Source organism: Bergeyella anatis (assembly GCF_036016955.1).
Taxonomy (GTDB): domain Bacteria; phylum Bacteroidota; class Bacteroidia; order Flavobacteriales; family Weeksellaceae; genus JAYWXI01.
On the sequence record NZ_JAYWXI010000009.1, the window covers coordinates 14,186 to 27,912 of the forward strand.

At 44.7% G+C, this 13,727-nt stretch carries 15 protein-coding genes; all 15 read left to right on the plus strand.

All coding sequences use genetic code 11. The features are described from left to right. Positions 1-42 precede the first annotated feature (42 nt). Positions 43-597 (plus strand): ribosome recycling factor, encoded by a 555-nt coding sequence (gene frr, locus VQ048_RS07595; protein WP_327611097.1) that lies wholly within the window; start codon positions 43-45, stop codon positions 595-597. 230 nt (positions 598-827) lie between these two features. Then, positions 828-1,619: a ParA family protein gene (locus VQ048_RS07600; protein WP_327611098.1), complete on the plus strand. Its 792-nt coding sequence runs from the start codon at positions 828-830 to the stop codon at positions 1,617-1,619. After that, positions 1,609-2,496, plus strand: a complete 888-nt coding sequence (locus tag VQ048_RS07605; RefSeq protein ID WP_327611099.1) for a ParB/RepB/Spo0J family partition protein — start codon at positions 1,609-1,611, stop codon at positions 2,494-2,496. Before VQ048_RS07600 ends, VQ048_RS07605 begins: the two co-directional genes overlap by 11 nt. Before the next feature lie 3 nt (positions 2,497-2,499). Then, positions 2,500-3,111, plus strand: a complete 612-nt coding sequence (locus VQ048_RS07610) for a DUF5683 domain-containing protein (protein ID WP_327611100.1) — start codon at positions 2,500-2,502, stop codon at positions 3,109-3,111. A gap of 57 nt (positions 3,112-3,168) precedes the next feature. Then, positions 3,169-3,870 carry a 4-hydroxy-tetrahydrodipicolinate reductase gene (dapB, locus tag VQ048_RS07615; protein ID WP_327611101.1) on the plus strand — a complete coding sequence of 234 codons (702 nt, stop codon included), beginning with the start codon at positions 3,169-3,171 and terminating at the stop codon, positions 3,868-3,870. 60 nt (positions 3,871-3,930) lie between these two features. Beyond that, positions 3,931-5,613, plus strand: coding sequence for a signal peptidase I (gene lepB / locus VQ048_RS07620; protein ID WP_327611102.1), 1,683 nt, complete (start codon positions 3,931-3,933; stop codon positions 5,611-5,613). Between the two features lie 127 nt (positions 5,614-5,740). Beyond that, positions 5,741-6,376 carry a WbqC family protein gene (locus VQ048_RS07625; protein ID WP_327611103.1) on the plus strand — a complete coding sequence of 212 codons (636 nt, stop codon included), beginning with the start codon at positions 5,741-5,743 and terminating at the stop codon, positions 6,374-6,376. Between the two features lies 1 nt (position 6,377). Continuing rightward, positions 6,378-8,111 (plus strand): S8 family serine peptidase, encoded by a 1,734-nt coding sequence (locus VQ048_RS07630; protein ID WP_327611104.1) that lies wholly within the window; start codon positions 6,378-6,380, stop codon positions 8,109-8,111. A gap of 170 nt (positions 8,112-8,281) precedes the next feature. Next, the gene (locus VQ048_RS07635; protein ID WP_327611206.1) at positions 8,282-8,773 is read left to right on the plus strand and encodes a hypothetical protein; all 492 of its coding nucleotides are present in this window, start codon (positions 8,282-8,284) and stop codon (positions 8,771-8,773) included. Between the two features lie 33 nt (positions 8,774-8,806). Further along, complete coding sequence (locus tag VQ048_RS07640; protein WP_327611105.1) at positions 8,807-9,502, plus strand: YiaD family glycine zipper/OmpA-like lipoprotein; 696 nt, start codon at positions 8,807-8,809, stop codon at positions 9,500-9,502. 97 nt (positions 9,503-9,599) lie between these two features. Further along, the gene (locus tag VQ048_RS07645; RefSeq protein ID WP_327611106.1) at positions 9,600-10,496 is read left to right on the plus strand and encodes a decaprenyl-phosphate phosphoribosyltransferase; all 897 of its coding nucleotides are present in this window, start codon (positions 9,600-9,602) and stop codon (positions 10,494-10,496) included. Between the two features lies 1 nt (position 10,497). Continuing rightward, positions 10,498-11,814: an FAD-binding oxidoreductase gene (locus tag VQ048_RS07650; protein ID WP_327611107.1), complete on the plus strand. Its 1,317-nt coding sequence runs from the start codon at positions 10,498-10,500 to the stop codon at positions 11,812-11,814. Positions 11,815-11,826: 12 nt separating this feature from the next. Then, on the plus strand, positions 11,827-12,552 hold the full coding sequence (locus VQ048_RS07655; protein WP_327611108.1) for an SDR family NAD(P)-dependent oxidoreductase: 726 nt from the start codon (positions 11,827-11,829) through the stop codon (positions 12,550-12,552). A gap of 36 nt (positions 12,553-12,588) precedes the next feature. Next, positions 12,589-13,176 carry an HAD family hydrolase gene (locus VQ048_RS07660; protein WP_327611109.1) on the plus strand — a complete coding sequence of 196 codons (588 nt, stop codon included), beginning with the start codon at positions 12,589-12,591 and terminating at the stop codon, positions 13,174-13,176. A 25-nt stretch (positions 13,177-13,201) separates the two neighbouring features. Beyond that, positions 13,202-13,720, plus strand: a complete 519-nt coding sequence (locus VQ048_RS07665; protein ID WP_327611110.1) for a hypothetical protein — start codon at positions 13,202-13,204, stop codon at positions 13,718-13,720. Positions 13,721-13,727 lie beyond the last annotated feature (7 nt).

The following is a 13,727-nucleotide window of genomic DNA, read 5'->3' on the forward strand; positions in this document are numbered from 1 at the left end:
GTCCAATTTTAGATGTGTAACTTATCAAATTATCAATATATAATGGAAGAATTAGATGTAATAATAGACACGGTAAAGCAGGAAATGGATGCAGCAATTCGTCACTTGGATCATGCTTTTCAGAAAATTCGTGCGGGGCGTGCGTCAACCACGATGGTTCAGGATGTGATGGTGGAGTATTATGGTTCTCTGACTCCGATTAACCAGGTGGCGAATGTATCGGTTCCGGATGCCATGACCATTTCCATTCAGCCTTGGGATCGCACGGCGATTAATGCCATCGAAAAAGCGATTATCAATTCTAATCTTGGTTTTGCACCTTCCAATAATGGTGACACGATCATTTTGAATGTTCCGCCTCTTACGGAGGAACGTCGTCGGGATTTGGCAAAACAAGCGAAAGCGGAGGGGGATAACACGAAAGTGACGGTGCGTAACGCACGGCAAGACGGAATGAAGGAATTAAAGAAGTTGGATGGGGTGTCGGAAGACCTTATTAAAAATGCCGAAGCGGATATTCAGGCGCTAACGGATCAGTACGTGAAAACCATTGACGAACATGTTAAGGCTAAGGAAGCCGATATTATGAAAGTCTAGTTTTGTTTTCGACGATACCTACGGCTAAGGCCTTTCTGCGGGTTGCAGAAAGGCTTTTTTATGGTGTGTTTTAAGGGGTGAGATTGTTGATTATCCACAAAAACGTTTATTTTGTGGATAATTTTTTTAAAGGCTAATTTTTTGATTTTTAGTGTTTTATTTGTTTTTTGTGCTTCGGGAGTCTTCCTTACTTTGTAAAAAAGTGTATTTTTGGGGATTAAAATCAAATTATGGCTAAAATCATTGGGGTTGCCAATCAGAAAGGAGGGGTAGGTAAGACTACCACGGCGGTAAATCTGGCTGCAGCTTTGGGCGTGCTGGAGAAGAAAATTCTTCTTATCGATGCGGATCCGCAGGCTAATGCGACGTCCGGCCTTGGGGTAGAAGAGGTTCAGTACAGCACGTATAACCTTTTGGAACACAGTGTGGATGTGGAGCGGTGTATTCAGAAAACGACATCGCCTAATTTGGATATCGTGCCTTCGCATATTGATTTGGTGGCGGCGGAGATTGAGTTGGTGGATCGCGAGAATAGGGAGTATATGCTCAAAAACGCTTTGGAGAGTGTGAGGGACCGCTACGATTATATCATTATTGATTGTGCACCTAGTTTGGGTCTGATAACGGTTAATGCGCTTACGGCGGCGGATGCGGTGATTATTCCGATTCAGTGCGAGTATTTTGCGTTGGAAGGTTTGGGTAAGTTGCTCAATACCATTAAGAACGTTCAGAAAATTCATAACCCCGATTTGGATATAGAAGGGCTTTTGCTGACGATGTATGATGGGCGGCTTAGGCTTTCCAATCAGGTGGTGGAAGAGGTGAATATGCACTTTCCCGAGATGGTTTTTGAAACCATTATCAATCGGAACGTACGCCTGAGTGAGGCGCCTAGTTTTGGGGAGAGTATTTTGATGTACGATGCGGAGAGCAAGGGGGCGGTTCAGTACATCCAACTGGCGGAAGAAGTGCTTTTGAAAAATCAATCTAAACCGATAAAAACCGAACAAGTTGAAAGATAAAAAAAGAGCTATGGGCCGGGGACTGGGCGCGATTTTGAGCTCCGAATCCAAGGTGTCCATCAATTCGGCAACGGACGAAGGGGCAGAGACCCTGGTTGGCAATATTGTTGAGGTAGCGATAGAGGATATTTTTCCTAATGCTTCTCAACCACGGACTTATTTCGATGAGAAGGCTTTGCAGGATTTGGCACAGTCGATTAAAAACTTGGGGGTTATTCAGCCAATTACGTTACGTAAGGATGGGGATCGTTTTGAAATTATTTCCGGGGAGCGCCGATTTCGGGCGTCGAAAATAGCGGGACTGAAAAGCATTCCGGCTTACATTCGTTTGGTTAACGATCAGGAGCTTTTGGAAATGGCTTTGGTGGAAAACATTCAGCGGGAAGATTTGGATGCCATCGAGGTGGCGCTTACTTACCAGCGATTGTTGGATGAAATAGGGCTTACCCAGGAGCATTTGAGTCAGCGTGTGGGTAAGGAACGCAGTACGATTACCAACTCCATCCGTCTTCTGAGACTGAGTCCGGATATTCAGAATGCGATTCGAGGAGGGGTGATTTCGGCGGGGCACGGGCGTGCGATTCTTAGCTTGGAAAAGGAAGAGGATCAGCAGTGGCTTTTTGAAAAAATTTGCAAAGAAGGGCTTAATGTGAGGCAGTCGGAAGTTGCGGCAAGTGGACTGAAGAACGAACGTGCGCCGAAGGTTAAGCAAAAGCAACCGCTTTCCAATGAATATAAAAGGGCAGAAAAGCGACTTCAGGATTTATTGGAAGTGAAGGTGGAGATTAAAACGGCGGCGAACGGTAAGAAGGGGAAAATCGTTTTGGATTTTAAGAATGAAAAGGAACTGGAGCAGATTTTGTCGCATTTTGGCTAAAGAATGAGGGTGTTTCTTTTTTTTGTGGGTTTGTTTTGCGGCATTTTTTTGTCGGCTCAGTCCCGTAAGGCCGATACGCTTCGTATGGAGCGTTACCCTACGGACTCGGTTGAGGCCGAGCAGGTGGTTTCGACCATTGAACGCTTGAATGCTCCGCCGGCTCGGTTGGCGTATAATCCGACCAAAGCGGGGTTGTATTCGGCGGTTTTGCCGGGGCTTGGGCAATATTACAATAAGAAATATTGGAAAATTCCCATTGTTTGGGGGGCGATTGGTACGGGTATAGGCGTTACGTTGTGGAATGATAAGCAGTATAGGCGGTACCGCAATGCTTATGTGGCGAAACTTAATGGTTTGCCGCATGAGTTTTCGGATATTCCGAGCATTACGGCTGAGGTTTTGGGACGTGCCCAGGATCGCAGCAAGAGGCAGCGGGATTATTCGATTGCGGTAACGGGGCTGGTTTATGTGCTGGGAATTATGGATGCGGTGGTCGATGCTCATCTTCAGGAGCAGCGTAAAGATCCGGATTTGGCGATTCGGCCTTCGGTGGTTTTTGACGAATGGGCGAGCCAGCCGGCTAAGGCAGGGGTGAGTTTTAGTTATAGATTTTAAACAGAATAAATGGGCTTCACGGTTTAAGCGTGAAGCGTTTTTCAAATAATACGAATTATGAAAATAGCATTGGTCGGGTACGGCAAAATGGGAAAAATAATCGATGTCATCGCCACTGAACGAGGGCATGAAGTTGTAGCAAGACTTAACGAGACGCCTACTTCGGCGAATCTCAATAATCCGGATGTGGTGATTGAGTTTTCTCAACCCGAGGTGGCTTTCAATAACATAGCGTCTTGTTTGGCGTTGGGGATTCCTGTGGTTTGCGGGACGACGGGATGGTTGGATCGGAAGTCGGAGGTGGAACAGATGGCGGAGGAAAAAGGAACGGCCTTTTTATACGGTTCTAACTTTAGTTTGGGAGTCAATTTGTTTTTTGCGCTTAACGAAAAGCTGGCGGCTCTAATGCGCCCTTTTGGGGAGTATGGCGTTCAGTTGGAGGAAATTCACCATACGCACAAGAAGGATGCTCCGAGTGGAACGGCGATTTCTTTGGCGGAAGGGATTTTGAAGCATGATGATCGGTTCAGCGGATGGAAGTTGGATCAGACGCAGGGGGATCGTTTGGGGATTGTGGCGCTTCGGGAGGATGAAGTTCCGGGGACGCACAGTGTTTATTACCGTTCCGAAGTGGATGAGATTGAAATTAAACACACTGCGTTTAATCGTAATGGTTTTGCTTTGGGGGCGGTGGTGGCTGCCGAATGGATCAAAGGTAAGCAAGGCGTATTTTCCATGAAAGACGTTTTGGGGGTGTAATGTAACAACGGCTTTGGGCGGGCGACTTATCTCGGAACCAATTTTATTTTAATTTAGATTATGGCATATTTTATTACTTATACCGTTTATGTTTTGGTGTTGTCTCTTCTTATGGGGGCTTCCACTTGGAAGTTGTTTAAGAAGATGGGGTACTCACCGGTTTATGCATTCATTCCTTTTTACAATTATTTTATTGTTTTGAAGGAGACCAAGCATCCACGGTGGTGGGTGGTGTTGTCTTATTTTCCTGTGGTTGGGGTGATTATGATGACGGTGTTTCACTTGTTTTTGATGGATAAATTTGGTAAGAATACGATTGGGCAGAAGCTTATGACCGTATTTTTACCTTTTGTGTATATGGCGGTGGTCAACTATGCCAAGGACACGGAATTGGACGAGCCTGCTTTTTTGCTTCCGGGAGAGGAACCTGAAACGAAAAAGAAAGAAACCTTTTTGGGAAGCATTACTTTTGCGGTGGTTTTTGCTACGTTGGTTCATGTTTTTGTGGCTCAGCCGTTCGGTATTCCTACGGGGTCTATGGAGAGGACGATGTTGGTGGGGGATTTTCTTTTTGTCAATAAGCTGAATTATGGTTTTCGGATGCCGATGCGTCCTTTGGCTATTCCTTTTTTGCAGGGGACGATATTGGATACGGGGGAAAAATCTAACCCTAAAGACGATCCGAAATCGTATGTAGAGGCGGTTCAGTTGCCTTATTTCAGATTTCCGGGGTGGGAAAAGCCTAAGCGTAACGATATTGTTGTTTTTAATTACCCTGACGATTCGGTGCATACGTCAATTGACCGTAAGGATCCCTATGTGAAACGGATGGTGGCTGAGCCGGGGGACTTAATCGAATTTCGGGCGGGTAAACTTTATATTAATGGCAAGCCGGAGGTTCGCATGGGGGATGCGGAGGTACAGCATGCTTACGAGGTGTATACGAGTTCGCAGTTGGATATTCCGGGGTTGTATAAAATTTACGGTTTTCTTCCCGTGGCTGAGAAGCAAATGAAGGAAGGGGGGTATTACTATCGTTTTCAAGGCTTGACGGATAAGATGGCGAAGGAGATTGGGGCACTCGATCAGGTGGTGAAAATTTCCGAAGAAATTGAACCTAAGGGAAAGGCGGCGATACAGTATTATCCGATTATGCATAACGGGCAGTATGTGGATGATGGTCAGGGCTATGTGGCGATGTCTGGTAAGGTTAATGTGTCCAATAGCATTTTCCCGATTAACCAATCTTGGAATCAGGATTGGTACGGGCCGCTTAGGGTTCCGAAGAAAGGCGATGTTTTGACGCTTAATGCCCAGACGCTTCCGGAGTACGAGAAGCTGATTACCCGTTACGAGGGGAATACTTTGGAGAACAAGAACGGTACAATATACATCAATGGAGAGGCGACGAATCGTTATACGGTAAAGTATGATTATTACATGATGATTGGGGATAATCGGGATGCCTCATTGGATTCCCGTTTCTTTGGTTTTGTCCCCGAAACCCATATTGTGGGTAAGCCTATGTTTACTTGGCTTAGTGTGGAGGGGCTTTTTCCGGATTCGGGCTCCAGTTATCAGGCGGCAGGCAAGAGGATTCGTTGGGATCGGATGTTTAAGGCCAGCAATACGGGCGATCTTCATAAGACGTCTTATTGGTGGTTGGCGGTATTGGTTTTGGTTCTTTTCTTTGGTTGGGATTATATTGTTAAGCTTTTTAGAAAGAAACCTTCGGACGATTAATTTTTTTTGGAGCTTTTTCCCGCTTTCCGCTTTTACTCCTCGCGCCTTGGCTTTGGCTTTGGGGCTGCGGGGTAACCGCTTCAATCGGGGCTAGGGAACGGGGTGATATTTTAATTATAGTGAGATTATGAGTTTGGAATTATCGGGGCATCGCCTGATGCCTGTTTTTTATATGCCTCCGGTTTCTTGGTTTTCCTTTTTTTTGGAGCAGGGGTCGGAGATTACTCTTGAGCAGTACGAGCATTTTCCTAAACAAACTTACCGCAATAGGGCTAATATTTATGGGGCTAATGGGCGTCTTTCTTTAATTATTCCTATTCGGCACACGGGGGCTCGGGTAATGAATTCAATTGAGATTTCTTATGCCGAGAACTGGCGGGGGCTTCATTGGAAGTCGATTAAGACGGCTTATCAGAGTTCGCCTTATTTTGAGTTTTACGAATCCCGATTGGCTGAAATTTTTAAGTTGGAGGAACGGTATTTGCTGGAGTACAATCTGAAGGCTTTGGCTATTCTTTTGGATTTGCTGAAGGAGGCGAAACCCTATACTCTGAGCGAGGAGTATTTGGGGACGCCGAAGGGGGCGGATTTGCGGATGGCTTTTTCGGCTAAACAGGCTTCGGAATATCCGATGGAGGCTTATTATCAGACGTTTTCGGATAAGTATGGCTTTATTGGGGACTTGTCTGTTATCGATTTGCTTTGCAACAAGGGGCCGGAGTCTTCGGGGTATATTAGAAATTTAGAAACAAAATTATTATAAAATGAAAAAAATACTTATTGCGGCATCGTTTTTGGTGGGGACCGTGGGCTTTTTTGCTCAGACGGATAAAGACCCTATGGCGGATAAAGATCTTATGACTTGGTATCATAAAGATTTTGCTGCGACTAATGTGTACGGGGTTAATACCCAAAACGCATATAAATATTTAGAATCCAAAGGGCTTAAACCTCGAACGGTGGTGGTTGGTGTTTTGGATAGCGGTGTGGAAGTGGATCATCCAGGACTGGTGAAAAATTTGTGGAAGAATCCGAATGAGGTTCCGAATAACGGGAAGGATGACGACGGTAATGGTTATGTGGACGATGTGCACGGCTGGAATTTTATCGGCGGTAAAAATGGCGACATAGATGTCGATAATATGGAGGTTACCCGGGTGGTGAAGAAATACAAACCTCTTTTCGAGGGGGAGGATTCGGCTCGTAACAAAGCCAACCAGCAGTCGATGCCGGAAGAATTCAAGATGTATATGCGCAGCAAGGAAATTTTTGCTAAAAAATCCATTGAAGCGCAGCAGTCTTATCAGACTTACACTAAGATTCAGGAGCTTGTGCCTACAATGGTTTCCATGTTGGCGGGGCGTAATTTGACTTCGGAGGTGGTGGCTTCCTTTAAGCCGACCAATCAGAATGAGGCGATTTCGGCTCAGATATTGGGGAATCTTTCGAGGGATTCGGATTTTGCGGGAAAGACGTCTGCCGAAGTGGAAAAAGCACTGAAGGACCAGATGAAGGAGGCTTTGGATTATTATGGGCCTCAGGCGACGCAGCAGTATAATTTGGATTTTGATCCTCGCGCGGAAATCGTGGGCGATCGTTACGACGATTATACGGAGCGGTATTACGGCAATAACAGCTACGAGGGACCTGACGCTGAACATGGTACACACGTGGCGGGTATTATTGCGGGCTTGCCTCACGGTAATGAGGTGCAATACGGCGTGGCTTATAAGGTGGCCAAAATCATGACGGTAAGGACGGTTCCTAACGGAGATGAGCGGGATAAAGATGTGGCGAATGCGATTCGTTACGCTGTGGATAATGGGGCTAGAATTATCAATATGAGCTTTGGTAAACCGGTTTCTCCGGGGATGAAGGAGGTTTGGGATGCGATGAAGTATGCGGAGGACAAAGGGGTGCTTTTGGTTAAGGCGGCTGGAAATGATAACGAAAACCTTTATGAGCATGTTTATTACCCGACCAATTTTAAATCGGTGGATGACGAGAAGCCTTTTATCAATAATATGATTGTTGTGGGGGCCAGCACGAATGACAACGAATTTTTGAGGGCTAATTTTTCTAATTTTAATGGGAAATTGGTGGATGTTTTTGCTCCTGGGACTTCGATTTATGCTCCAGTGCCGGATGCGAAATACAAGTATAACCAAGGGACTTCTATGGCTTCTCCAGTCGTGGCGGGTGCAGCGGCGGTTCTTTTGGCTTATATGCCGACACTGACGCCTTCGGAAATTATTGAATCTTTGGTGAAGACAGCGAATCAATCGACGGTTAATGCGATGCTTCCGACCAATGAGAATAATCGTTTTGATCTAATTTCTAGAGCGGGTGGAGTGATTGACTTGCGCAAAGCGGCGGAATACGCTTACACGCATTTTTATAAAGCGCCATCGTCTTCGGCTCCATTGAGGAAATCGGCAGGAAGTGCGAAATCATCGACACTCAAAAAACATCCCGTACGAACCAAAAAGGTTAAATAAAAGAGATTTTTCTTTTCAAAAGTCCGACTTGTTCGGACTTTTTTTTGTTTAGGGAGCGGGAATGGCACGGTTTTCTAATACAGCTAAGGGGAGAGAGCGGTCTTTCTTCGGAAAAGCAAATGAAAGGAAGGCGCTGAATAAAACAAAGTAAACAAAAAATAACACAAATGATGAAAAATAGTCTATTGGCAGGTCTTTTCGGGGTGGCTCTTAGTGTGGCATCCTGCTCTACGGTTTCTAATGCGAAAACGGCTCAGCAAAACCGTGCGGAATTTTTGAAGCTAAAGGGCGATTGGGAAATTACCAGCGTGGAATACGACCGTTCACTCAGGGTTAAACCCTTTGATGAAGGAGCGGATGCGACTTGTTTCATAGGAAGTCATTGGCGGTTGATACCGAATAATTATTCGGGGGCTTATACTCTTAACGGAGCGAGTGGTTGTCCTGCTCTTACCCAGCCGATTAAATTCGAGATGGTTGGCGGCAATACTTTTCTTTTCAAAAAATTGATTGAAGGTTCAAAGGCCAAGGCGGTAACTCAGGGGTATGCGCTTACTTTGGTTGACCAGTCAACGGATCAGTTCAGTTTGCAGCAAAATATTCCTTTTGAAGGTAAAACGGTACGGGTGGTGTATCATTTCCAAAGAACGGCATCCAAGTAAATTTAATTTCAAAATTTTAAAAAATATAACAGTATGAAAATTTTTAATAAAACCGGTATCGGAGCATTGTTTCTTTCTTCGGCATTACTTTTAACGGGTTGCGAAGCGGTGCAGAATTCCAATAATCAGCAAAGAGGTACGGCGATAGGTGCTGCGGCGGGTGCGGTACTTGGCGGTATTTTGGGAAACAACCTCGGTAAAGGAGGAAATGCGCCTCAAGGGGCTGTTTTGGGTGGTGTTGTCGGCGGTGTTGTCGGTAACGTTATCGGTTCAAGAATGGACAAACAAGCGAAAGAAATCAAAGAAACTCTGCCCGGAGCGGAAGTCGAGAGAGTGGGCGAGGGTATAAAGGTTACTTTGCCGGAGAGCATGGTGAACTTTGGTTTTGATTCGTCTAACCTTACGGCATCGGCTAAGGCTAACTTGGATAAATTGGCGGAGGTACTGACCAATAATCCGGATACCAATATCAATATTTACGGACATACGGATAGCCGAGGCTCGGCGGATTATAATCAAAAACTTTCGGAACGAAGAGCCGGAGCGGTTAAGTCTTATTTAATGTCCAAGGGAATTGCTTCATCGCGAATGTTTGCGATGGGGATGGGGATGAACGAGCCTGTTGCCAGTAACGATACCGATGCAGGAAGAGCGAAGAACCGGCGAGTGGAGTTTGCCATTACGGCTAATGAAAACATGATAAAAGAAGCTCAACAGCAAGTTAAATAAGTTTCAAGAAAATAATCTTTTTTGAATTTGAAAAAGCCGCCTTTTTGGCGGCTTTTAATATGGAAATCCGTACTTTTGCAGTTGATTACATGCACAAATGAAGAATTATCTTAAGCTTATCCGGATAGAGCAGTGGGTGAAGAATTTTTTTGTTTTTTTGCCTTTGTTTTTTTCGGGGCATTTTTTTAACGATGGGCTTTTGTTGAAAAGCGTCTATGCTTTTTTTGTTTTTTCGTTTGCGGCGAGCTGCATTTATATTATTAACGATTATTCGGATATTGAAGCGGATCGCCGACATCCCGAGAAATGCAATCGTCCGCTTGCCAGTGGAAAAATCGGCCGTCGGACAGCTTTGTTGCTTTTGGGGGCTTTGTTGGTAACTGTTATTTTGTTAATTTGTTGGGGGGGAGCTTACCTTTCGGGGAACTTGTGGAAGTTTGCTTTTATCATTATTTTTTACTTCGTTATGAATTTGGCCTACACGTTCCACTTGAAGCATGTGGCCATTATTGATGTGTGTATTGTAGCTTTAGGGTTTGTACTCAGGGTATTGGCAGGAGGCTATGCTACGGGGATTTTTATTTCGCAGTGGGCGATTCTTCTTACGTTTGTTTTGGCTTTGGTTTTAGCTTTGGGTAAACGGCGGGGCGAGCTTATTAATGCGCAAATTTCGGGCAAGACAAGACGGGCTTTGGATGGGTATAATGTACAATTTGCGGACATTGCATTGTCGGTTTCGGTGGCATTGGCTATTGTTTCTTACCTTATGTTTACGCTGACTTCCGAAGTGCAGGAACGTTTTGGGATGAAGGTTTTTTATACTTTCATTTTTGTGGTTTTTGCTTTTCTCCGTTATCTCCAACAGACGTTGGTTTACAACAAAACCGAATCGCCAACTAAAATCGTTTATAAGGATCGATACATTCAGATTACGGTAATTCTTTGGGGATTGTCTTTTTTGGGATTGATTTATGACAACTATCTAATGCAGTAACATGAAGCCTGATTTTATACAAAAAGTAACAAACTGGGGGAATTTTCCTGTGGTTGAAAAGGAAATAAAGAGCGAAGACTCGCTGGAAAAAATTAAGGCTTTTGTGCTGAAAAATAAGGAGGTTATTGCTCGTGGTAACGGACGTTGCTATGGTGATGCTTCTTTGGCGGAGCATATTTTTTCAACGAAAAGGCTTAATAAGTTTATTGGCTTTGACCGTTTAAACGGGATTTTAGAATGCGAATCGGGGGTTTTGTTGTCTGATATTTTGGAGGTTGTGGTTCCTCAGGGGTACTTTCTTTCCGTTACTCCGGGAACGAAATACGTGACGGTGGGCGGAGCGATTGCCTCGGATGTTCATGGGAAGAACCATCATGCGGAAGGGTGTTTTTCGGACTGGGTGGTGTCTTTTACGCTTCTTGATCAAAATGGAGACGTGCAGACGTGCAGCCGAGAGGAGAACGCCGATTTGTTTTGGGCTACGGCGGGCGGTATGGGGCTTACGGGGATTATTCTTTCGGCGAAACTGAAACTTAAGAATATCGAGTCGGCTTATATTCGTCAAGAAAGTCTAAAGGCTTCCAATTTGGAAGAAATTTTCAGATTGTTTGAGCAAAGTGAAAACTGGACGTACAATGTGGCTTGGATAGACTGCCTTCAGAAGGGCGGGGGAATTGGCCGTTCGATACTTATGAGGGGAGAGCACGCTTTGAAGGCGGAATTGCCTGCTAAACTTCAGGCGGAACCTTTGAAGTTAAAACCGAAGTTTAGGTTTACGGTTCCGTTTTATTTTCCGGGGTTTGTGCTTAACCGATTTACGGTTAAGGTCTTCAATTGGTTGTATTACGGCAAGCAGCGTCGTTCTCAGGTGAATGGTTTTGTGGATTACGAGACGTTTTTTTACCCTTTGGATGCGGTTAATGATTGGAATAAGATCTACGGACGTAAAGGGTTTATCCAGTATCAGATGGTGATTCCGAAGGCGAAGGGCTATGAGGGGATGAAGCAGATTTTGGAGACGATTGCCCATAGCGGGAATGGTTCGTTTTTGGCGGTTCTTAAGCTGTTTGGTAAAAACAACCCCGAGGCGTATAATGCGTTTCCGATGGAGGGGTACACGCTGGCTTTGGATTTTAAAGTTAATAAGAAACTTCCGGAGTTGGTCCAGAAGCTGGATGATGTGGTGGAAGCGTTCGGCGGGCGTATTTATCTGACGAAGGACAGCATGAGCCGCTCTTCTCTGACTAATTATTTGAAAAATGTGAGGAATCCGAAATTTGTTTCTTTGCAGCAGAAAAGAATTGCCAATAATCAATAAAAGCCAAGAATAATGATAATATTAGGAAGTAACTCGGAGGTGGCACAGGCCTTTGTGGAGAAAATGTTGAGCGAGGGCAGGCGTTATCCTGTGGTGTATCTTTTTACTTCGAATGTGGCGACGACGGAGAAGTTTGCCAAACATTTGGGAGTGAGATTTCTTCAACATTGTGAGATTATTCCTTTGGATTTGATGGGGGAATTTCATCCGAAGGCTTGGGATTTTGTTCAGTCGGATTTATTGTTTTGTGCTTCGGGGTATTTGGGGCAGGGAACGGCAGAGGGGCTTTACGATGATGGGAATACGCAACGCATTATTACCGTGAATTATGCGGCATTGGTTCCGGTTCTTAACTATTTTGCCAAAAAAATGGAGAGCCGCAGAAGCGGAACGATGATTGTTTTGTCTTCGGTGGCGGGGGATCGCGGGCGGCAGAGTAATTTTATTTATGGTTCGGCTAAGGCAGGTCTTACAGCTTATCTTAGCGGTTTGCGCAACTATCTTTTCGATAAGAAAGTGCATGTAATGACGGTTAAACCGGGGTTTATGGCGACCAAAATGACGGAGGGGCTTCCGCTTAATCCTTTGTTGACGGCGAGTCCTAAGCAGGCGGCCGAGCATATTTATAAGGCTTATGTAGGAAAAAGAAATACGGCTTATGTCTTGCCGGTCTGGTGGGGGATTATGACGATCATTAAGGCTATTCCCGAATTTATTTTTAAGAAAATGAAACTTTAGGGTGTTTTTTTACGTTTTTTTGATATAAAGGCAAGTATGAAAAAGTTATATTGTTTTGATTTCGACGGTACTCTGACGAATCGGGATACGATGTTTCTGTTTTTACGGTTTTATCGCCCTTCACGTTACTATGTGCAGTATTTGAAACATTTACCTCTGTTTGTTCTGCTAAAACTACGTTTGGTAAAGGCGGAAGGGGTGAAAAAGAGTTTTATTTCGGGGGTACTGAAGGGGGAAACCCGCGGGGCAATCGAACGCAAAGCCCAAGCTTTTTTCCAACGGTATTACCCTGAAATCATCCGTGAAAATGCATTGGAGTTTATCGCCAATAGGGATCGGCAAAATACCGAAGCTTTGTTGGTGACGGCATCCATGGATTTATGGGTGAGGCCTTTTGCTGAAAAATTCGGGATGTCGTTGTTGGCTACGGAAGGTTATTTCCAGCAGGAGGTGTTTACGGGGGAATTTAAGACGCCTAACTGCAATGGGGAACAGAAAGTGTTTCGGATTCGGCAATTTATTGAGGGGAAACGTTACGATAAAATCATTGCTTTCGGGGATACTTCGGGGGATCGTCCGATGATGAAATTTGCAGATGACCGATATTATCGTTTTTTTCATTAAATTAGCCTCGCGATAATCGAGGTTTATGAAATTAATAAAAATATCTTTTTTCTTGCTTTTGTCGGGTCTTTTAGCGGCTTGTACGGTAAAGAAAGAGAGCGATAAAAATAAGGAATCAGTATCGTCGTCTATGGATTCAACTAAAAACGGAAAAGCGCCTGTATTGTTCCTTTCCGAGTGGAACGGAGGGAGAGAAAAACCGGGCTTTATACGGGCAAGAGGGAAGACCGAATATCATTCGATTTACCGTACGTTCAAAGGCGGTGGAGGATTAACGGAAACTTTGGAGGCTTTAGATTCGTCTGTGCCAGAACTCCCAAAGGGGCACGACGCGGTGTTTTATTCGTTCGGAACGATGACTTCAGGAAGTTACACGGCTCCGGGGATTGAGGCGTTAAAAATAGAGCACGGTGTGCTGAAAGTTTACCTTAAGAAAACGGCACCGAAGGATATCAACGAACCTCAGATTATGGTTTTGTCTCGGCCTTGGATGGTGTTTTCTGTTCCGTCGGATGATGTGTTTGAAACAATTGAAATAAAATAACAGCAAT

Bases quoted from the DNA above. Each gene is read 5' to 3' on its own strand.
- frr (WP_327611097.1), top strand. From the start codon at position 43: ATGGAAGAATTAGATGTAATAATAGACACGGTAAAGCAGGAAATGGAT.
- VQ048_RS07600 (WP_327611098.1), top strand. From the start codon at position 828: ATGGCTAAAATCATTGGGGTTGCCAATCAGAAAGGAGGGGTAGGTAAG.
- VQ048_RS07610 (WP_327611100.1), top strand. From the start codon at position 2,500: ATGAGGGTGTTTCTTTTTTTTGTGGGTTTGTTTTGCGGCATTTTTTTG.
- dapB (WP_327611101.1), top strand. From the start codon at position 3,169: ATGAAAATAGCATTGGTCGGGTACGGCAAAATGGGAAAAATAATCGAT.
- lepB (WP_327611102.1), top strand. From the start codon at position 3,931: ATGGCATATTTTATTACTTATACCGTTTATGTTTTGGTGTTGTCTCTT.
- VQ048_RS07625 (WP_327611103.1), top strand. From the start codon at position 5,741: ATGAGTTTGGAATTATCGGGGCATCGCCTGATGCCTGTTTTTTATATG.
- VQ048_RS07630 (WP_327611104.1), top strand. From the start codon at position 6,378: ATGAAAAAAATACTTATTGCGGCATCGTTTTTGGTGGGGACCGTGGGC.
- VQ048_RS07635 (WP_327611206.1), top strand. From the start codon at position 8,282: ATGAAAAATAGTCTATTGGCAGGTCTTTTCGGGGTGGCTCTTAGTGTG.
- VQ048_RS07640 (WP_327611105.1), top strand. From the start codon at position 8,807: ATGAAAATTTTTAATAAAACCGGTATCGGAGCATTGTTTCTTTCTTCG.
- VQ048_RS07645 (WP_327611106.1), top strand. From the start codon at position 9,600: ATGAAGAATTATCTTAAGCTTATCCGGATAGAGCAGTGGGTGAAGAAT.
- VQ048_RS07650 (WP_327611107.1), top strand. From the start codon at position 10,498: ATGAAGCCTGATTTTATACAAAAAGTAACAAACTGGGGGAATTTTCCT.
- VQ048_RS07655 (WP_327611108.1), top strand. From the start codon at position 11,827: ATGATAATATTAGGAAGTAACTCGGAGGTGGCACAGGCCTTTGTGGAG.
- VQ048_RS07660 (WP_327611109.1), top strand. From the start codon at position 12,589: ATGAAAAAGTTATATTGTTTTGATTTCGACGGTACTCTGACGAATCGG.
- VQ048_RS07665 (WP_327611110.1), top strand. From the start codon at position 13,202: ATGAAATTAATAAAAATATCTTTTTTCTTGCTTTTGTCGGGTCTTTTA.